Raw genomic sequence first — 18,492 nt, forward strand, 5'->3', positions numbered from 1 at the left:
AAAAGCTTGAAGGAAACCCCTCAGACAGGACTGAGGCGGTACGCGCCGTCCGCCCCAAGGCCATCGAGGCGCGAGAGCTCAATCAGGCGGCGCTGACGGCCGCGGCCGGCCAGGACCGCGATGAGACCCACGGTCTCGGCGATCAGACCGCGCGGCACGGTGACCACCGCCTCCTGGATCAGTTGCTCCAGCCGCAGCAGCGCCCCCAGAGCCGAGCCGGCGTGAATAGTGCCCACCCCGCCCGGATGACCCGTCCCCCAGGCCTTGATCAGATCAAGGGCCTCGGGGCCCCTCACCTCGCCGATGATGATCCGGTCGGGCCGAAGGCGCAGGGTCGAGCGCACGAGCTCGGTCAATGAGGCCGCGCCATCGACCGTGCGCAGCGCCACGAGATTGGGCGCGGCGCACTGCAGCTCGCGCAGGTCCTCGCAGAGCACGACCCTGTCGAAGCCCTCGGCGACCTTGGCCAGCAGCGCGTTGACCAGGGTGGTCTTGCCGCTGGAGGTCGGGCCGGCGACCAGGATGTTGACGCGCTCGCGCACGGCCTTGGCCAGCACAGCCGCCTGCGCAGCGTTCATCACGCCGCTTCGGACATAGTCGTCGAGGCTGAAAACCTGCCGGGCGGCTTTACGGATCGAAAAGGTCGGGGCCGCGACGATCGGCGGCAGCAATCCCTCGAAACGCTCGCCCGAGCCCGGCAACTCGGCCGACAGCCGCGGCCGCCCGGCATGAACCTCGACGTCGACATGATGGGCCACCAGACGCACCACGCGCTCGGCGTCGGCCGCGGTCATCGAAAATTCGGCGTCGACCAGACCGACGTCGAACCGGTCCAGCCACACCCGGCCGTCTGGATTGAGCATCAATTCGGCCACGCCCGGATCCTCGAGCCTGGCCAGCAGCAGCGGCCCCAGGGCCGCGCGGAGCATGCGCTCGCTGCGGGGGCGGTCTTGGGCGTCGGGCTGGTCCATGGCGGTCCCCTGGTGTCGGGGACGACTAAGAAGACCCTGCCCGCCCCGCCTTCAACAGGCCGTCAGCAACGACAAACTCCGGGAATGAGCGACCATCGAGCGGACCAGTCTCCGATGCGACGCCGCCCCCCGGCCGCGATCCTGCGGCCTGCGCCGTTGATGGTGATCCAGCATCCAGTCGCCGCCGTATCCAGCGCGACAGAGGAGGCGACATGTTCGACAAGGTCATCCGTACGGCCGCCGTGACAGGCCTGGCCGCCGCCTGCACGGCGTGCGCCGGCGGCGGCGTCTCGCAGTCCGGCTTCCTCGCCAGCTACGAGGGCCTGGGCAAGCGGCCCGGAACCGTCCGCGCCACGGTGTACGAGCGCCGCGACGAGGCGATGGCCGCGACCATAGAGCGGCTGTGGATCGCGCCGGCCACGAGCCACGCCGGCCAGACCCGGTCGGTCGATGACGACGATCGCCAGGCCGTGCTGACCGAGGTCGACCGGCAGGTCTGCTACGAGCTCAGCAAGCGCTTCACCCTGATCGATGCGCCCTCCCCCGAGGCCGGGACCGTCAGGGTCGGGGTGACCCGCATCGACCGCACCAATCAGGCCGGATCAGCCGCATCGGCGGCGGCCAACTTCTTCATTCCGGGCCCCGTGTCGGTGCGGGTCCCAGGCGGCGTGGGCGGGCTCTGGGCCGAAGCCGAACTCCTTACGCCCAGCGGCGCCCAGGCGGCCGCCCTGGTGTGGAGCCGCCAGGCCATGGTCCTGGGCGCCGACAAGCCTTCGCTGTCGCCGATCGGGGACGCCCATCAGCTGGCCGAACCGTTCGGCGACGCCGTGGCGAGCGCCCTGGCGCCGCGCGAACGCAAGCCCCGTCCGGTGACGACGCCCGATCCGTGCACGCGCTTTGGCCCGCGACTGCGTCCTGAGGGGCTGATCGTGCGCATGGCCACTGGGCTCTATCAGCCGGAGCTGAGCGGGAGCAAACCTCAGGATCGCGATCCTCAGGACGGCCAAGAGCAAGCCCCGGCCAAATGACGACGGCCGGCCTCGATCGACAGCCGAGGCCGGCGTCACCCGACGCCTAAAGACGAACGAAAGGCGCCAGCAGCTTGCCCAGCCTGCCGGGCAGCAGGATCTGACCATCGAGGGCGGCGACGCAAAGGCATGGCCCCTTGGAGACCACCTTGGGCTGGTGCGTCACGCTGGAATCGGCCTCTTCGAAATCCCCCCGCGAAAACACTCCGTCCTCGGTGGCGTAGGCGCCGTCGATCACGCAGGTCAACTCGACGCCGCCGTGGGTGTGGCGGGGCGCCGATTGCCCCGAGGCGATCTTCAGCAGGATGACGCGGCAATCGCCTTGCCGGGTTCCGAGCACGTCGCGAACGTGCACGCCCGGCCCCAGCCAGCGCCAGGGCCCGAGCGCGAACTGGTCGAGCGGCGCAGGCAGGACCGGGTCGGCGGAGGCTGGCCTGGGTTCGCCCTCTGGCTCGATGGCGTCGAGCCGCGCCATGACCTCCCGCCGCGCCTGCGAACTCAGCGTTTCGGGCGCCTGGTCGTCGAGCAGCGCGCCGCCCACGGCCGCGCCAAGATCGGCCCAGGGGCGCGTGGCCGGCCGCAGGCTGAGGTGTGCGGCCACGACGACGGCTTCGGGAAAGCTCAAGGTCCCCGCGGCGAAGGCCAGCAGCCGTTCTTCGCTGGGCTGTCGTCGAAGGCTCATGATGCGTCCCCCCTGTCCCTTTCGATGCAGGCCCGCAGCTTCATCATGCCAAACCGGATACGCGCCTTGACCGTCCCGAGCGGTACGCCGAGCGTCCTGGATATCTCCGCATGGGTCTGTTCCTGGAAAAAGGCCATTTCAATGGCCGCAGCCTGGTCGGCGTTGAGACTGAGCATGGCCGCCCTCACCCGCTGGGCGTCCTGCGCCCCGCTGAGGATGGCGTCGGGCTGGGCGGGCTCTTCGGCCTCGAGATGAAAATCCAGCTCGTGAAGCGTCACCGAGCCGCGCCGGAAATGGTCGATCCGCAGGTTGCGGGCGATGGTGAATATCCAGGCTGCGGCCGAGGCGCGCGCCGGATCGAAAAGGTGCGCCTTGCGCCAGACCATCAGGAGGGTTTCTTGGGCAAGTTCCTCGGCCGCCGAGGCGCTGGCGCCGCCGCGCATCAGGAGCGCCTTGATCCGCGGCGCATAGTGGTCGAACAGGCCCGCGAAGGCTTCACGGTCACGGTTTTCGCCGACCCTGACGACGAGCTCGTCGAGCGCGCGTGACGGGCTCACGGCGTGACGGCTTGCAGGGTGTGCGGATAGGGCCCGAGTCGCATGCATGGCGATGATACGGCAGAGCCTCGCGGCTGGATCACCAGAAGCAAAAAATACCCCGCTCGCCCATCCGATCGCTGAGCTCGGCCGTAAGGCCTCGTGACATGCCCCCTACGGGGCGCCCCTCGCAACGAGACCGCCTCAGATGAGCGACACGTCCCTGGATTTCCCCATCGCCGGCCGCCCGCGCGGCTCGGCCCTGTTCGATTTCGTGGTGCGGCTGCTCTCGGCCCGCTGGACTTGGGGAGAGCTGACGATCGTCACGCCAGGCGGCGAGCGCCATCACCTGGCCGGCGCGCTTCCGGGGCGGACCGCGACGATCCTCGTGCGCGACGCCCGCTTCGCAGCGAGGGTCCTGGCCAATGGCGACATCGGCTTTGCCGAGGGCTTCATGGCCGGGGAATGGGAAAGCCCCGACCTGGCGACCCTGCTGACGACCCTGGCCAACAACTACGACCACATCCGGCGATTGTTCGACGGCGGACTGCCGATGCGGGTCGCCAATTGGGCGTTTCACCGGCTGCGAGCCAACACCCGGGCCGGATCGCGCCGCAACATCCACGCCCACTACGACCTGGGAAACGCGTTCTACGAAGCCTGGCTTGACGAGACCATGACCTATTCCTCGGCCAGGTTCGAACACCCGGGCCAATCGCTGGAAGCGGCCCAGACAGCGAAGTACGAACAGCTCGCCGCCCTGATGGACCTCAAGCCCGGGCACAGCATGGTGGAGATCGGCTGCGGCTGGGGCGGTTTCGCCCAGTTCGCCGCCGCCAGGATCGGCGCACGGGTCACCGCGGTGACCATCTCGCGCGAACAGCATGACTTCGCGCGCCGCAAGGTCTTCGAGGCCGGGCTGGCCGACCGGGTCGAAATCCGCCTGCTCGACTACCCCGATCTCGAAGGCCAGTTCGACCGCCTGGCGTCGATCGAGATGCTGGAGGCGGTGGGGCGCGACTACTGGGGCGCCTACTTCGACAAGGTGCGCTCGCTGCTAAAACCCGGCGGCCGGGCCGGGCTCCAGGTCATCACCATCCAGGACGCGCTTTTCGACGACTACGACGCCCGCACCGACTTCATCCAGCGTTACGTGTTCCCGGGCGGCGCCCTGCCTTCCGAGAACCGACTGGCGCCGCTGATCGCCGCCCGGGGCTTGCGCTGGCGGCGGACCGAACGGTTCGGCCAGGACTACGCCAAGACCCTGGCGCTGTGGGCCCAGCGCTTCGAGAAGGCCTATCCGCTCATCGCCCAGGGGTCCCAGACCTTCGACAGCCGCTTTCGCAGGCTGTGGACCTTCTACCTCGCCTACTGCGAGGCGGGCTTTCGCACCGGCCGCACCGACGTCATCCAGATGGCGATCGACAGGCACGGTTGAGCGCCCTGCAGCCCCAGCGATCTCGCCGTCCTTAAAGGCTAGAGTCGATGAACATCACCGACCCTAGTGCCGGCGGTGACCGGCGCCGGCCTCCGCCGCGGGCTGCAGGATCGAGCGTCGCCGCCTCGCGCGAGCGACGCTCGACGAGGTTGCCTCAGAGGTCGACCTTGGCGTTGTCGCCCATCTGCGGCGCGGCGCCCGTCACGACGGCGGCCGCCATCTTCACCAGCGCCACCGCCTTGCCAGGACTGTCCCACAACTCGCCGCGCTCGGGGATGAGGGTCAGCAGCCGGATCGTCGGATCATCGGCGTCCTCCCACCAGGCCTCGTCGGCCTTGGTCCAGAGCTCGGCGATCTTGGCCCGGTCGTTGGACAGCCGGGCCTGCCCCGATATCAGCACGTACTTGTAGGCGCCGTTGTCGGCCCAGGCGCAGGACACCACCGGAAATCGCTCGAGCTGGACGTTCTTCTCGCCGCTCTCATCGACGAGGAAATAGATCGCGTGCTCACCCTGGCGCACCCGGGCCGAAAGCGGCCGGCTTTGCTGCGCGCTGCCGTCCCAGGTGGTGAACATGCAGATGTCGATCTTCTCGGCCAGCGCCCAGATGCGATCGCGCACCTCTTCGGGGGGCTTGGGATTGTCGTCTTGCCGCTCTTTCACGGGCGCCTCCTTGCTTGGAAGTGCGTCAACGTCTCGCTCGCCTCGCCGTTGCTCGCCAAAGCAACGACGTTCCCCGCGAACGCGACCGACCGCAGTTTGGGATCATCGCGGGCTTTTCGCGGGGCTCCGGCTGTCCTTTGCGCTTTCGGCGGGCGCCCGGCGACGGTTTTGAGCGCGCCACTCTGCGGCCCGCGCCGCGCTCGGCCTATGTGCTGACCGGTCCCCCGCGCGAGATCTGGGAGCACTCGATCCCGCCAGGGGCGGCTCTGCGCTACTCGGTGACCTTTCGCCCGTTTCGCAAGGATCCAGCCTAGGCAGCTGTCTTGCCAAGATCGAGGGCAGGCCCAGGGCGCCGACCAGCCGGTCCTGATCCCACACCTCCACGTCGATCGCCGAGACATGGTCGAGCAAGGCAAGGCGGCCGTAATCCAACGCCTCCGCATCGCTGGCGAAATCGACGACCATGAAGGTCAGGCAACTGCCGTTCGGAAGATAGGGATAGAAGCTGTAGCTGGTCATGCGGAACTCCACGCAGCAGGCGGGAGCACGGGGCGATGACCACTCTCTCAGCCGCCGGCGCCCGAAAGCTCGTAGCCAGCGATGGGCGCAAGGTTAGGCTGCATCACGGCGACATGCGAGCGCGAGCATGGGAACGAATTGTTACAAGCTCCTAGCGCCCGGAACGTCTCCTGGCACGAGGAATTTGAGGGACAGGAGCCTTCCCATGTCCGAACACGCTCGTCACCCCACGTCCCCGGCGCCGCCACGCATCGACATCGACGACCCAATGGATCTGGCCCGCTGGGCGCATCGTCTGGGCGTGGCGGAGGCGGACGTGATCAGCGCCGTGATCGAGATCGGACCCGACCGCGACGCTGTAGCCCAGCATGTTCGCATCACGCGCGACGCCGCAGACTGAGCCGGCCTTTGCGGATCGCCACCTACAACATCAACAACGTCGGCAGCCGACTGGACAATCTACTGGACTGGCTGGCCGAGGCCGAGCCCGATGTGGTCTGCCTGCAGGAACTGAAGGCTGAACAGGGCCGATTTCCGGCCGAGCCTCTGGAGCAGATGGGCTATGGCGCGGTTTGGAAAGGCCAGCGCACCTGGAACGGCGTGGCGATCCTCGCGCGGGGCGCGACACCGGTCCTCACCAGAACCGCACTCCCCCATGATCCCGATCCAAAGCAGGCGCGCTACATCGAGGCGGCGGTAAACGGCGTCCTCGTCGGCTGCCTCTATCTTCCCAACGGCAATCCCGCGCCGGGCCCCAAGTTCACCTACAAGCTGGCGTGGTTCGACAGCCTGCTTTCCCACGCACGCGCTTTGCTCGACAGCGGAGCGCCCATCGTCCTTGCAGGCGACTACAACGTCGTGCCCACCGAAGCCGACATCTACCCCAAGCATTCCTACGGCGGCGACGCCCTGCTGCGCATCGAGACCCGTGAGGCCTTCAGCCGATTGCTCGACCAGGGGTGGACCGACGCCTTGAGGAAAGCACACCCCATGGCCCCGCCCTATACCTACTGGTCCTATCTTCGTGAGCGCTGGCCCAAGGACAAAGGCCTGCGCATCGATCACCTGCTGTTGTCGCCCGGACTTGCCGATGTTCTCGTGGACGCGGGCGTCGACCGCTGGGTTCGGGGCCAGGACGGGGCCAGCGATCACGCGCCAGCCTGGATCCTGCTCGATCCATGACCTCTCCCCCCGTCACGCCCGACGGGCGTTACATCGTCGTGCGCGGCAGGCTCTGGCGTCGGAGCAACCCCGACCTGCCGCCCGCGCGACGCCAAACCCTCATCGAACAACTGATGACCGCGCGACGGGCCGTGCGCTGGGCGCGCGCCGCCGGCGACGGCGCGGCTCTTGCCGCCGCAAGAGCAGAGGTGCAGGCCGCAAAAGTCGAGCTTGGCGAGCGTGGAGCGGTCTGGTGGGCCGACGGCGCACCGGATCTGACCCGGCGCCTGGCCAAGACCACGCCCTATGCGGATTGGTGGGCGGCCCAAGGCGGCGGCTAGCGCGACCGCCCGTCGTGATCTAGCCTCCGACCATGCCCCCCCGCCTACGCCCGACCGCTCGCATCCTGACCCCGGCCGGTTGGATCGGTCTCGCCATCTTGGTGGTGCTCGCTGCAGGCGCGTTTGCAGCACTCGCCGTTCATTCGCGCATTTGAACCGGGAAGAGGTCGCCGAGCCGCGGCCAGGGCCGGCAAGAGATGGGTCCAAAGCGTGGATGAGTTCGACGACGAGGCCGATGCACTTTTGGCGAGGATCATGATGATCCGGGACGATCTCAAGGCCGGCCGTCTGTCGCCCAACCAGGAAGCGGCTTATCGCGATCTTGGCCGCAAGGTCGAGCGCGTCACCCGCGACATGGACGCCGCCGCCGATATCGACGCCGCTACGGCGCTCTGGCGGCAAGGCGCCGCCATAATCAAGGCCTACCTCGCCGAGCATTTTCCGGCGCCGACCCGTCACTGATCCGACGGCGATCGTTGGCGCTATGATCTCCTCGCCACGAGGACGCTCCGCCCCTGGCGCGACGCGGCTCCCGGGCTTGATACTGCATTCTAGCCGCAGCCTTCGCAATCTGTCCGCTCTTCGCCCCTATGGGCTGCTGGGCGTCGCGTCGCCGATCGCCGCTGGCCGGCAGCCGATCGATGGTCGCAGCGGAAAGCCGCGTCGAACACTTGGCCAAAGTCCTCAACGGCTCGGGGAACCGCCGGGCGCTGTCGGCGCCCGGCAAGCACGCGTTGAATTAGGACAGTGCGGAAATTCGTCAAGACGCCGCCAGAAAAAGTCGCTCGCGCGCCGACTGCGCGCGCTGGACGCTCCCGCCAAAAGTCGCCGTTCCGCCTCGCGCCCGCCGGTCGTGGCGAGGGGACGCCCGGTCGCAAACACCATCGAGGTCAACAACGATAGCTTGGGGTAGCGGGCTGGGGCGTTCGGCTATCGACAGGGCGACGCCTGCGACGGCGCGCGGGATCAGTTGCGCCCGCCGTGCGACAGCGACGAGCGGTCGCGAGACGTCCGTCCATGCCTTTGAACGACCGCGACGGATCACTTTCCATCATGGAAAGTTTTCACTTGCCATTTCGGAAAGTAGGAGCTTACTTTCCTATATGGAAAGTAAGGAGACGCCTGTGAGCCCCGCCCCGTCGATCGATCCCGCCGAAGCCGCCCGTATGCTGGCCAAGGTCGAGGCTGTCAGCACCGATCTGGCCCGCCGCGCCAGAGCCCCGATCTGGTATCATCCCGCCTTGGGGCTGTTGATGGGCGGCCTGGTCGCCGTGCAGGGACAGTCCTTCCCGCTACTGATCGGCTACTATGTGGTTTTCCTCCTGGGCCTTGCTCTCTTGGTGCGAGCCTACAAGCGCCACACCGGCATGTGGGTCAGCGGCTACCGCGCCGGCCGCACGCGCGGGGTCGCCGCAGGCCTGGCGGTCCTGACGGCCTCGTCGATCCTGCTCTCGGCATGGCTGGCGCGCGAGCACGCTCTGGTCGCCGCGCCGTTCGTCATCGGGGCTTTCGCTGCGGGGGTGGTCACGATCGGCGGCTTTGTTTGGGAGGCCGCCTTCCGTCGTGACCTGCGCGACGGCGCCGCCCTGTGAGCCTCGCCGCCCTAGATCCGGTCATCCACGCCCCCAACCGCCTGCAGATCTGCTGTATGCTGGCGAGCGTCGACACCATTGATTTCGCCACCCTCCGCGAGGCGCTGGACGTCTCGGAATCGGTGCTTTCTAAGCACATCAAGACCCTGGAGGAAGCGGGTTACCTGAAGGTCAGCAAGAGCCCGTCGGAGGGCCGACTTCGCACCTGGACGGCGCTGACCTCCACCGGCCGCAAAGCGGTGAAAGGCCATTTGGCCGCGCTGAAGGCGATGATGCAGGGCGTCCCTGAAGTCTGAGCACTCGGGGCCGGTAAGCGTCGTCGAGGCGGCCAGACCGCTCTGCACCTCGTCCCCGCCGCCGCAGCCTCGGCCATGAGGGCTCTGGGGCTTCAACCGCCAGACCCTCGCCTGTGTCCAAGTCCGCCTCAAGCCTGGCCAGCCTGCAGGGCGTCATCTTGTCAGATGAGGCCCGTCCAGTCTTCGTCCGCCGCAAGCGTCGATGGCTAGTTTCAGACTCACTCAGGAGCGGCTCGCGCGAGGTCTGACCTTGGCGCGAAGACGGCGCCGCAGCGCTCGATCAAAAGGCTTGCCTGGATCGGTTTGGACAGATGGCCGTCGGCTCCCGCCGCCAGCGACGCCTGGACGTGTTCAGGCATCGCATTGGCGGTCAGTACGTGGACCTGTGTCCTGGTCCGGCCTTCAGCCGCCTCAAGCGCGCGGATACGCCTGATGGCGGTCAGGCCGTCCATGACGGGCATCTGCATGTCCATCAGGATCATGTCGAAAGCGCCGTGCTGATAGGCCGCCACCGCTTCGGCGCCGTTCTCGACGCTGATCAGGTCAATACCCGTTGCGCGGAGGATCAGCTCAACCACCCGCCGGTTGGTTGGATGATCCTCGGCCAGGAGGACGCGCATACCGGCCAGGGGCGCTTGGGCGTCACAACCCTCCAGGCCCGCCGCCCCATGCGCCGGAGCCTGGCCGCGCGGCAGCGGCGCGACGAATGTGAAGGTCGCCCCCTGGCCACGGCGCCCTTCGGCCTCCAGCCTGCCGCCCATCGCCTGGGCCAATGACTGGGAGATCGCCAGCCCCAGCCCGCTGCCTCCGTATGAGCGGGTGTTGGAGCCGTCAGCCTGCTCGAAGCGGGAAAAAAGCCGCGCCTTGGTCCCCTCGTCGAAGCCGATGCCGGTGTCGCTGACCTCGAATATGACGGTCGAATTCATCTGGGTCTGGGCAAGCCTCACCGAAAGGCGGATCTGGCCCGCAGAGGTGAACTTGACCGCATTGCTGAGGAGGTTCGACAGGATCTGCCGGATCCGTATGGCGTCGCCAACGAAGGTCCCCGCCGCGTCCGGGCTGACATCGACCGTGAGATCAAGACCCTTGGCCTGGGCTGCGGCGTTGAACAGTTCGGCGCAAGCCCCCACCGACGCCCCCAGGTCAAAGGGCTCGGCTCGCAATTCCAGCTTCCCAGCCTCGATCCGAGCCAAGTCCAGAATGTCGGTCAGCAGCGTCTCCAAGGTTCTGGCGGAGCTCTCGACCAGTTCGACCATGTTGCGCTGCGCCTTGGTCAAGGGCGTGCGCGCCAAAGCGCCGGCGACACCCAGCACGCCATTGAGGGGCGTGCGGATCTCGTGGCTCATATTGGCCAGGAATTGCGACTTGGCGTCGTTGGCCGCGTCGGCCTTGGCCGCAGCCTCCTTCAGGGCGTCGCCGGTCTGCTGCGCCAGGGCCAGGGAGGTCGCAACCGCCCGGGCGTCGGCCAGGCCACGCCGCGTCGCCGCCGCCAGATGCGCCACATACATGAGGTTGGCCACACAGACGAAGGCCGCGGCCCCCTTTCCGGGCTCGGTGGCCAGGGAATAGAGCGGCAGGCCGATCAACAGGCAGATGAAAGGGGTCGTGCCCGCCCAGAGCATGGCGGCCGAAGAACTGGCGTGAAGCCGAACGTTCATCACGCCCCCGGCCAGCACCGTCACAGCCAAGACCCGGCCCTGCCATCCTTCGTTGAACCAGGCCGCAGGGGCCACGCTCGCGAAGATGGCGGTGCTCAGGGCCACCGACGCGATGAACAGGCGCTTGCGCGGTTCGCTGGGCTGACAGCCGGCCTCGCGCATCGGCCGGGAAAGCCACGAGGTGACGAGTTGAGCCGCCACGGTGGCGGCCAGCCAGACCGCAGGCCAAGCGCTGGCGTGGTTGAGATAGATCGCCGCCGCGATGCCGACGCTGAAGAAAAGCCGAAGGGGGAACTCCCGCACCCTTCGGTGAGCAATACCATACCAGTCTTCCTGTCGCATTCATCCATACTCGCTCGCGGCGATTTAACAGTTCGATAAGGCCCAAACAGAACATCCCGCGACAATCCGTCGCGAAGCGACAGTAAAGTCGCTCGGACCGGACCGAAAACTATCAAATGATATTCCGGGTTTCTGCGGCCGACGTTGATCACGCGTTGTGAAGAAAGCGCCGGGCGGCGAAAAAGGCTGGAGCAGCCTGGCCGAGACACCTGACCTCGACCGGTGCGCCGCCGCTACACCGCCCCGTGACGCCCTGTTGGGCGCCGATCTGGAGCTGGCGGCGCTGCACCTGGGACTTTGGCTGCTGAGCTACGCCCGTCGCTGAGGGCGCGCTGGCTCAAGTGGGTCGCCTCCGCCCCGCAGGCGAGGCCAACCCACACAGTACGGGCTGCGATGACGAACGGCGCTTTTCCGCTTGCACCGGCCCCAAGGGCCGGCCGGATACAGCAAAGCGTTCGAGGAAGGCGTCACATGACCAAGACTGGTGCGTATCTCCGCTCGGCTGAAGCTGCCCGCCGCTTCGGCGTCAGCGGGAAGGCGCTGCGGCTGTACGAGGCCCACGGACTGCTTCGAGCCGAAAGGACCCTCGCCGGCTGGCGGGTCTACGGCCCCGAGCAGATCGCGCGCCTGCATCAGATCATCGCGCTCAAGAGCTTCGGCTTTCCGCTCAGTCGGATCGCCGAACTGCTGGCGGGCGGCCTCCCAGACCTGGCCAGGTTTCTGGAGCTGCACGAAGACGTGCTGCGACAGGAAGCAAGGCGGGTCGAGGTGGCGCTCGGCCTTCTGTCAGCGGCCCGGCTCAAGCTCGCACGGCTTGGCGACCTCTCCTCGGATGACCTGATGAACCTCACCAAGGAAATAGCTATGACCGAAGAACGCACACAGGATCTGGCCGCCGCCTACCAGGCCATCGCCAACAAGCATTTCACGCCTGACGACCAAGCGACGCTGGCGTCCAATGGCTTCCAGGGCATGGACAAGCCAGACACAGACTGGGCCGTGCTGCACGAGGAGGCAACGCGGCTGATGCAAGCGGGCGACCCGTGCTCGCCGGCGGCGATGGATCTCGCGCGCCGCTGGATGGGCAAGGTGTTCGCAGCGACGGGCGGCGACCCGACCTTGACCAGAAAAATGAAGGCGGCGGCACGTGAAGCCAATGAGCAGCCCGCGTTCACCGGCGCGTCCGGGTCGGGCAATGCGCTGATGGACTTCGTCTCCGAAGCCTACGGCGCTGCGATTTCGGCCGGTATCATGCCCAGCCCGCAAACCGCGAACTAGAACCAACAAGTCTGCTTCGCGGCGGCCGCCCAAGCTGCAGCGAAGCAGGCGACCATGGACCCATACGACCAGTTGGCATCGCGCCAGAGCAACACACGCTTTCGCGCCCCAAAAGAAGAAGCCCCGCCGCATGACCTCCACTCTTTTGCGCCCCGCCACCGATGCCGAGATCCTCGCCACGTTCGAGGTCATGGCGCATCTCCGCCCCATGCTGACCCGCGAGACCTATGTCGCGCGGATCCGGGCGCTGATGGACAGCGATGGCTATCAGCTGACCGCGCTGGTCGAGGACGGCGTGGTGCGGGCCGTGGCCGGGTGGCGGGTGCAGGACATGCTGTATTGTGGCCGGCTGCTGAGCATCGACGACCTGGTGGCCGATCCGACCGAGCGCTCGCGCGGCCACGGCAAGGCGCTGCTGGACTGGCTGAAGGCCGAGGCCAAGCGCCTGGACTGCACACAGGTGGAGCTGATCTCCAACGTCGTCCGCGAGCAGGCCCACCGTTTCTACTTCCGCGAGGGGATGGCGGTGGACGCTTTTCACTTCCGGGCGCGGATTTAGAGCGCTCGCCCTTACAGGCGGGGCGGCCGCGACTGCAACTCGGGCGAGGTGGCGCGCGGCGGCGATCACCATCCTTATCCTGGTCCCTAAGAGTGAAAGCGGAAAGGCCGCTCTCCACGGGCGAGTTGAACGCTCCCTTCCGCCGAGGACGCTCGGCTCAGCAGAGACTCGCTTGTTCAGCTCGCCTAAGCAACCGAGCAACACTGTCGGCGTTGGCGAGGCGCTGCGCAGGCGTGCCGACGGCGATTTCGGTGAAGGGCTTGCAGCGTACTAGCGCCATTTTCGGATTGACCTACCTGCGCAAATGCGATGAGCCRAACAAGCAGTCGGCGTGGCCGCCAAGCCTGAGACCTGTCGATGGGAAGACGATGCTCATTCACTTCGGGTCAGGTTGAGCCCCGCCAAGCATGGCCTTGATCCGGCCATGCATGACCATGAAACTCGCGTCGTCCCATCACCGCGAGCCTTCAATGTCCGGCAATGCTCAAACCCGTCGAGCCGCGATCGGCGGCGCGGCGCTGTCGATCGCCTCGGCCAGGTCCCTGGCGGCCCTCGCCGCGCCGCGCGTCGTCGGGACGGGACTGGAGGCTGGAGCGATCCGGGCGATCGGCGTTGAGACGGCGCGAACGGAGTATCAGGGCCGTCCGGCCCTGCGCGCCACAGCGTTAGAAAACGCTCCGGGGCTCGACCGGCTGGTGATGCTGGACACGCCCGCCTTCGGCGACGGCGTCATTGAGGCCTGGATCAGCGGCGCGCCCAGCGCCACGGCCAGCGCCACGGCCAGGGGCTTCGTGGGCGTGGCCTTTCGGGTGCACGACGAGGGCAAGCTCGAGGCCATCTATCTGCGTCCCACCAACGGTCGGGCCGAAGACCAGTTACGTCGCAACCATGCCGTCCAGTACATCTCCCACCCCGCTTATCCCTGGGAACGGCTGCGCGCCGAAGCCCCGTCCCAGTACGAGACCTATGTCGATCTCGAGCCTGGTCGGTGGACGCATGTGCGGATCGTCGTGGTCGGCGCCAGCGCCCGGCTCCATGTCGACGGCGCCGAGCAGCCGACCCTGATCGTCAGCGACCTCAAGCACGGCGCCGACGCCAAGGGCGCCGTGGCGCTCTGGATCGGCCCCGGCACTCTGGCCCATTTCAACGGCGTGCGGGTCACGTCCTAGGCGTCGTGAGGATCAGGTGCTTTCGCACCAAGACAGAGCCGCGCCGGCGATTGCGCGCGAAACGGTCTCGGGGGTGTCGACGCGGTTGGGTCAGCGCCAATTCCCGTCCTTGCGTCCCTCAGCAATCAGTCCTTAGGCCCGCTTTCGCCGAGCGTGCGGCGCCAGGCCGGCGTTGTTCGGCTTGGCCCCGCACGTGTTCGAGCTCCGCTACAAGGGAATGCGCGCAATGACCTTGATCTCGAAGTCGAAGCCGGCGAGCCAGGTTACGCCGAGCGCCGTCCAATTTGGATAAGGCGCCTGCGGAAACACCTCGCTCTTGACCGCCATGACCGTGTCGAACTGGCTCTCGGGATCGGTATGAAAGCTGGTCACATCGACGATGTCGTCCAGTCCGCATCCGGCCGCCGCCAGCGTCGCCTTCAGGTTTGCGAACGCCAGCCGGACCTGGGCCTCGAAGTCCGGTTCGGGCGAACCGTCGCCGCGTGCGCCGACCTGGCCGGACACGAAGAGAAGGTCGCCTGACCGGATCGCCGGCGAGTATTGGTGAAGGTCATTGAGGGCGTTCTTGGGGTTAGGAAAGATCGCGTCGCGCTTGGCCATGAGGTGCTCCTTTTCTACGGCCGACAGCGGAAAGTCCGTCGACGGGGCTTAGATGCGGCGGCGCGGACTGTTTGATTAGAGTTTGAAATCAGAACGCCTTGATGTGAAATCGCCATCAATGTCGCGCCCTTCGATCACCGACCTGACGGCCTTCGTGGCGGTCGCCAGCCATCGCAGCTTCCGTCGAGCGGCCGACGAGCTTGCGACGGCTCCCTCCACCTTGAGCCATACGATCCGCGCGCTGGAGATCCGGCTTGGCGTGCGCCTGTTCAACCGGACGACCCGCAGCGTCGCGCCCACCCAGGCCGGACTGGAACTGCTGGCCCGGCTGAAGCCGGTGCTGGGCGCGCTGGACGACGCTCTCGAAAGCGTCGCCGGCTTTCGTGGCGAGGTGACAGGCGCGGTGCGGATCAATGCGCCGCGTGTCGGCGCGGCCTTGATCGTCAGGGAGGTGCTCCCGCTGATGGCCGCCCGCCACCCCGGGGTGAGCATAGACATCGTCGTCGAGGGCGAGCTGGTGGATATCGTGGCCGGCGGCTTCGACGCCGGCGTGCGACTGGTCGGCTCCATACCGCGGGACATGATCGCCGTGCCGTTGACCCGCCCCATGCGGTTTGTCTGCGTGGCGTCGCCCGCCTATCTGGATCGCGTGGGCTCGCCCAAGACCCCCGACGATCTCAAGACACACCTCTGCATCGGCCACCGGCTGCCCGGCGGCAGGCTCTATCGCTGGGATTTCGAGCGAAACGGCCAAGTGCTTTCAGTCGATGTGACCGGGCCCGTCGTGCTCGACGACGAGGAGCTGATGGTCGAGGCCGCTGTCTGTGGCCTCGGCGTGGCGTATGTGGTCGAGGCCGCGGCCGCCGCCGCGCTCGCCGCCGGACAGCTGCGCGAAGTGTTGTCGCCGTGGCTCCAGACCACCGAAGCCGCGGCCGTCTACTATCCGGGACATCGCAGCGTCCCCTCCGCGCTGCGGGCGTTCCTCGACATCGTTCGGGAAGTCAGCAAGGCGGGCTGAAGAGGAACTTCCCCTCCCCGGCCGGTACTAAGGCCTGTGGAGGCGGCGGCGACCACCACAGCTTCTCGGCTCGGATCCGACGCGCGGCCGCGCGCTCTGTAGATCCGCCTCGCCGTCAGCATTGGTTAGAATATCTAACCATATTGGACACCAATGACCGACTTATCGCGACAATGAGGCGTGGCTAGGTTTCGACAGCTGCTTCGGCGGCACGAGAACCCTCCACCCCAACCTCCCGAAAGGAGATCGCGATGACCATCAAGACCGCTCTCGACCACTACCGCCTGCTTGGCCGCTCCGGGCTTCGCGTATCGCCGCTGTCGCTGGGAACCATGACCTTCGGCTCCGACTGGGGCTGGGGCGCGGACGAGACCGACGCCCGCCGGATCTTCGACGCCTATGTCGATCGCGGGGGCAACTTCGTGGACACGGCCGTCAACTACACGGACGGCGCGTCCGAACGGATGCTGGGCGGCTTCATCAAGGACAAGCGCGAGCGGATGGTGGTCGCCACCAAGTTCACGATGGCGCGCGATCCGTCGAACATCAATTCGGGGGGCAACCACCGCTACAACCTGGTCCGCTCGGTCGAGACCAGCCTGCGCCAGCTCGACACCGACCGCATCGACCTGATGTACCTCCACGCCTGGGACTTCACCACCAGTCCCGAGGAGGTGCTGCGCGCCCTGGACGACCTCGTGCGGGCCGGCAAGATCCTCTATGTCGGCATCTGCAACACCCCGGCCTGGCGGGTCGCGCAGCTCCAGTCGATCGCCGACCTGCGCGGCTGGGCGCCGCTGGTGGCCCTGCAGATCGAGTACAGTCTGGTCGAGCGCACCGTCGAGCACGAGCTGATGCCGATGGCGCGCGAGCTGGGCCTGGGCGTCATGCCGTGGTCCCCGCTGGGCGGCGGCATCCTGACGGGCAAGTACCGTCGCGAGGACCTCTCGGACGACAACGGCTCCGACGTCGCGGCCGACCGCAAGGGCGTGATCGCCTCCACCGGCCACCTCAATCAGCGTTCGCTCGACATCGCCGACGTCGTCGGTGAGGTCGCCGCGGAACTGGGCGTGTCGCGCTCGCAGGTGGCCATCGCCTGGACCCTGGCCAATCCCGCCGTCGTCTCGCCGATCATGGGCGCGCGCACGCTGGAGCAGGCGCAGGACAACTTCGGCGCCCTGGGCGTGACCCTCGACGACGACCAGCTGGCCCGACTGAATGCGGCAAGCGCCCCGGCGCCGATCTTCCCCGACCGCTTCATCGGCCGCCCCATGGCCCAGCAGCTGATCTTCGGCGCCTCGACGCTGCAGGCCCGGCGCTGAAACCTCAGCAGAAAGGAGCCCAGCCATGACGCCGCAGACAGCTGCACAGCATCCCTATGTCGGTATGTGGGTCACCGCTGACGGCCGCATTCGCCAGGAACTGCTCGCCAACGGCCGCTACGACGAAGCGCGCGGGGCCAGGAAAAGCGCCTATCGTGGGCGATACGAAGTCGACGCCAACCACATCGACTACTGGGACGACACCGGGTTCACGGCCGATGGCGAGTTCGTCACCCCTGACGAGCTTCACCACGGCGGGATGATCTTCTTCCGGCAACGCTAGTCGCCCCCTCGCCGGGCCAACGCCCGGCCTCCTCTCCTCAACATCCAACCAATTCGAACCTCAAGCCCCGGCTTGCCGGGATCGCTGGCGCACGCCTCCAGGCTGGCGATCCCCTTCTTCTCCGGAGCGCGATCAAGGAGATACACGATGAAGACGGTTATCATCTCGGGCGCTGGAACGGGCATGGGCCTGCTCACCGCCCAAACCCTCATCCGCCAGGGCTACGCGGTCTATGCCGGYGTGCGCGATCCGAACGGGCGCAGCCTGGCCCGTCGCGAGGCGCTCGAAACCTACGCCCAGGACCATGGCGGCTATGTCCGCGTGGTCGACCTGGACATCCACAGCGAGGCCTCCTGCCAGGCCGCCGTCGATCAGGTCGTCGCCGACCATGGCCGCCTGGACATCGTCATCCACAATGCGGCCCACCTCTTCATCGGCGTCTATGAGGGCTTCACGTCCGAGCAACTGACCGACTGCCTCAACACCAATGTCGTCGGCGCCCACAGGCTCAACCGCGCCGCCCTGCCCCAGCTGCGCAAGCAGGGCGACGGCGTCCTGCTCTATGTCGGCAGCACGATCACCCGCATCGTCACGCCGTTCGTGGGGCCCTACATCACCGGCAAGTACGCCCTGGACGCCCTGGCCGAGGTCACAGCCTACGAGGTCAACCGCTTCGGCGTCGAAACGGTGATCGTCATGCCGGGCATCTTCCCGGACGGCACCGCCCACTTCCAGTCAGCCGTCCATCCGGGCGACCAGAAGGTCGTCGAGGGCTACGCGCGGTTCAAGGACGACTTCGACAACATCGGGCCTGGCCTGCGCGCGCTCCTGGCCGGCACCGACGCGCCGGTCCAGGGCGTCGCCGACGAGGTCGCCCGGGTGCTGTCGATCCCCAAGGGCGAAAAGCCCATGCGCACCGTCGTCGACTACTCGGACTACGGCGCCCCGCTGGTCAACGAGGTGGTCGAGGCGCAGACCGCCCGGGTCTTCGGGATGATGGGCTACGAGCACCTGCTGAAGGTCTCCTAGCGCCAGGCG

23 protein-coding genes are annotated in these 18,492 nt (G+C 67.3%); 16 read left to right on the forward strand and 7 right to left on the reverse strand.

Features of this window, described 5'->3' with window-relative positions; genetic code table 11:
- Positions 1-20: 20 nt before the first annotated feature.
- A complete protein-coding gene (gene trbB / locus AC1DCG_RS03110; protein ID WP_477028250.1) occupies positions 21-971 on the reverse strand; it encodes a P-type conjugative transfer ATPase TrbB in 951 nt (316 codons plus the stop codon).
- A gap of 212 nt (positions 972-1,183) precedes the next feature.
- Here trbB and AC1DCG_RS03115 point away from each other — a divergent pair, with 212 nt between their 5' ends.
- On the forward strand, positions 1,184-1,999 hold the full coding sequence (locus AC1DCG_RS03115) for a DUF3313 family protein (protein WP_477028251.1): 816 nt from the start codon (positions 1,184-1,186) through the stop codon (positions 1,997-1,999).
- A gap of 46 nt (positions 2,000-2,045) precedes the next feature.
- On the opposite strand, the gene chrR is transcribed toward AC1DCG_RS03115, so the two are convergent.
- Both chrR and AC1DCG_RS03125 read right to left on the reverse strand, forming a co-directional pair.
- Positions 2,046-2,681 (reverse strand): cadmium/peroxide/UV radiation responsive anti-sigma factor ChrR, encoded by a 636-nt coding sequence (gene chrR / locus AC1DCG_RS03120; protein ID WP_477028252.1) that lies wholly within the window; start codon positions 2,679-2,681, stop codon positions 2,046-2,048.
- Complete coding sequence (locus AC1DCG_RS03125) at positions 2,678-3,238, reverse strand: sigma-70 family RNA polymerase sigma factor (protein ID WP_477028253.1); 561 nt, start codon at positions 3,236-3,238, stop codon at positions 2,678-2,680. Before AC1DCG_RS03125 ends, chrR begins: the two co-directional genes overlap by 4 nt.
- A gap of 187 nt (positions 3,239-3,425) precedes the next feature.
- Between AC1DCG_RS03125 and AC1DCG_RS03130 the strand changes: the two genes are divergently transcribed.
- Positions 3,426-4,655 carry a class I SAM-dependent methyltransferase gene (locus AC1DCG_RS03130; RefSeq protein ID WP_477028254.1) on the forward strand — a complete coding sequence of 410 codons (1,230 nt, stop codon included), beginning with the start codon at positions 3,426-3,428 and terminating at the stop codon, positions 4,653-4,655.
- A 154-nt stretch (positions 4,656-4,809) separates the two neighbouring features.
- On the opposite strand, the gene AC1DCG_RS03135 is transcribed toward AC1DCG_RS03130, so the two are convergent.
- Together AC1DCG_RS03135 and AC1DCG_RS03140 are read right to left on the reverse strand one after the other, a co-directional pair.
- Positions 4,810-5,316: a pyridoxamine 5'-phosphate oxidase family protein gene (locus AC1DCG_RS03135; protein WP_477028255.1), complete on the reverse strand. Its 507-nt coding sequence runs from the start codon at positions 5,314-5,316 to the stop codon at positions 4,810-4,812.
- Between the two features lie 102 nt (positions 5,317-5,418).
- The gene (locus tag AC1DCG_RS03140; RefSeq protein WP_477028256.1) at positions 5,419-5,835 is read right to left on the reverse strand and encodes a hypothetical protein; all 417 of its coding nucleotides are present in this window, start codon (positions 5,833-5,835) and stop codon (positions 5,419-5,421) included.
- A 205-nt stretch (positions 5,836-6,040) separates the two neighbouring features.
- On the opposite strand from AC1DCG_RS03140, the gene AC1DCG_RS03145 reads away from it, so the two are divergent.
- From AC1DCG_RS03145 to AC1DCG_RS03170, 6 genes are all read left to right on the forward strand, one after another.
- Positions 6,041-6,235 carry a DUF3606 domain-containing protein gene (locus AC1DCG_RS03145; protein WP_165257175.1) on the forward strand — a complete coding sequence of 65 codons (195 nt, stop codon included), beginning with the start codon at positions 6,041-6,043 and terminating at the stop codon, positions 6,233-6,235.
- An 8-nt stretch (positions 6,236-6,243) separates the two neighbouring features.
- Entirely contained in the window at positions 6,244-7,017 is a 774-nt protein-coding gene (locus AC1DCG_RS03150) for an exodeoxyribonuclease III (RefSeq protein WP_477028257.1), read from the forward strand.
- A complete protein-coding gene (locus tag AC1DCG_RS03155; RefSeq protein WP_165257177.1) occupies positions 7,014-7,337 on the forward strand; it encodes a hypothetical protein in 324 nt (107 codons plus the stop codon). Before AC1DCG_RS03150 ends, AC1DCG_RS03155 begins: the two co-directional genes overlap by 4 nt.
- Positions 7,338-7,547: 210 nt before the next feature.
- Positions 7,548-7,799, forward strand: a complete 252-nt coding sequence (locus AC1DCG_RS03160; RefSeq protein ID WP_165257178.1) for a hypothetical protein — start codon at positions 7,548-7,550, stop codon at positions 7,797-7,799.
- 662 nt (positions 7,800-8,461) lie between these two features.
- Positions 8,462-8,929 (forward strand): hypothetical protein, encoded by a 468-nt coding sequence (locus AC1DCG_RS03165; RefSeq protein WP_477028258.1) that lies wholly within the window; start codon positions 8,462-8,464, stop codon positions 8,927-8,929.
- Positions 8,926-9,225 (forward strand): transcriptional regulator, encoded by a 300-nt coding sequence (locus tag AC1DCG_RS03170; RefSeq protein WP_477028259.1) that lies wholly within the window; start codon positions 8,926-8,928, stop codon positions 9,223-9,225. The genes AC1DCG_RS03165 and AC1DCG_RS03170 overlap by 4 nt, the downstream gene beginning before the upstream one ends.
- Before the next feature lie 218 nt (positions 9,226-9,443).
- Here the strand turns inward: AC1DCG_RS03170 and AC1DCG_RS03175 are convergent, their stop codons facing one another.
- Positions 9,444-11,225: an ATP-binding protein gene (locus AC1DCG_RS03175; RefSeq protein ID WP_477028260.1), complete on the reverse strand. Its 1,782-nt coding sequence runs from the start codon at positions 11,223-11,225 to the stop codon at positions 9,444-9,446.
- Positions 11,226-11,382: 157 nt separating this feature from the next.
- On the opposite strand from AC1DCG_RS03175, the gene AC1DCG_RS03180 reads away from it, so the two are divergent.
- The 4 genes from AC1DCG_RS03180 to AC1DCG_RS03195 all read left to right on the forward strand — a co-directional run bounded on the left by AC1DCG_RS03180 (position 11,383) and on the right by AC1DCG_RS03195 (position 14,231).
- The gene (locus AC1DCG_RS03180) at positions 11,383-11,550 is read left to right on the forward strand and encodes a hypothetical protein (protein ID WP_477028261.1); all 168 of its coding nucleotides are present in this window, start codon (positions 11,383-11,385) and stop codon (positions 11,548-11,550) included.
- A gap of 146 nt (positions 11,551-11,696) precedes the next feature.
- The gene (locus tag AC1DCG_RS03185) at positions 11,697-12,503 is read left to right on the forward strand and encodes a MerR family transcriptional regulator (RefSeq protein WP_477036382.1); all 807 of its coding nucleotides are present in this window, start codon (positions 11,697-11,699) and stop codon (positions 12,501-12,503) included.
- A 130-nt stretch (positions 12,504-12,633) separates the two neighbouring features.
- Entirely contained in the window at positions 12,634-13,062 is a 429-nt protein-coding gene (locus tag AC1DCG_RS03190) for a GNAT family N-acetyltransferase (RefSeq protein ID WP_477028263.1), read from the forward strand.
- A gap of 470 nt (positions 13,063-13,532) precedes the next feature.
- Positions 13,533-14,231: a hypothetical protein gene (locus AC1DCG_RS03195; protein WP_477028264.1), complete on the forward strand. Its 699-nt coding sequence runs from the start codon at positions 13,533-13,535 to the stop codon at positions 14,229-14,231.
- A 207-nt stretch (positions 14,232-14,438) separates the two neighbouring features.
- On the opposite strand, the gene AC1DCG_RS03200 is transcribed toward AC1DCG_RS03195, so the two are convergent.
- Positions 14,439-14,831, reverse strand: a complete 393-nt coding sequence (locus AC1DCG_RS03200) for a RidA family protein (protein WP_477028265.1) — start codon at positions 14,829-14,831, stop codon at positions 14,439-14,441.
- A gap of 118 nt (positions 14,832-14,949) precedes the next feature.
- Here AC1DCG_RS03200 and AC1DCG_RS03205 point away from each other — a divergent pair, with 118 nt between their 5' ends.
- The 4 genes from AC1DCG_RS03205 to AC1DCG_RS03220 all read left to right on the forward strand — a co-directional run bounded on the left by AC1DCG_RS03205 (position 14,950) and on the right by AC1DCG_RS03220 (position 18,483).
- Positions 14,950-15,849, forward strand: coding sequence for a LysR substrate-binding domain-containing protein (locus tag AC1DCG_RS03205; protein ID WP_477036383.1), 900 nt, complete (start codon positions 14,950-14,952; stop codon positions 15,847-15,849).
- Between the two features lie 251 nt (positions 15,850-16,100).
- Positions 16,101-17,171 (forward strand): aldo/keto reductase, encoded by a 1,071-nt coding sequence (locus AC1DCG_RS03210; protein WP_477028267.1) that lies wholly within the window; start codon positions 16,101-16,103, stop codon positions 17,169-17,171.
- Positions 17,172-17,196: 25 nt separating this feature from the next.
- Positions 17,197-17,454 carry an Atu4866 domain-containing protein gene (locus AC1DCG_RS03215; protein ID WP_058346135.1) on the forward strand — a complete coding sequence of 86 codons (258 nt, stop codon included), beginning with the start codon at positions 17,197-17,199 and terminating at the stop codon, positions 17,452-17,454.
- Between the two features lie 147 nt (positions 17,455-17,601).
- The gene (locus AC1DCG_RS03220; RefSeq protein ID WP_477028268.1) at positions 17,602-18,483 is read left to right on the forward strand and encodes an SDR family NAD(P)-dependent oxidoreductase; all 882 of its coding nucleotides are present in this window, start codon (positions 17,602-17,604) and stop codon (positions 18,481-18,483) included.
- The last annotated feature ends 9 nt before the right edge of the window (positions 18,484-18,492 follow it).

It is taken from the genome of Caulobacter sp. 10L414 (genome assembly GCF_056395525.1).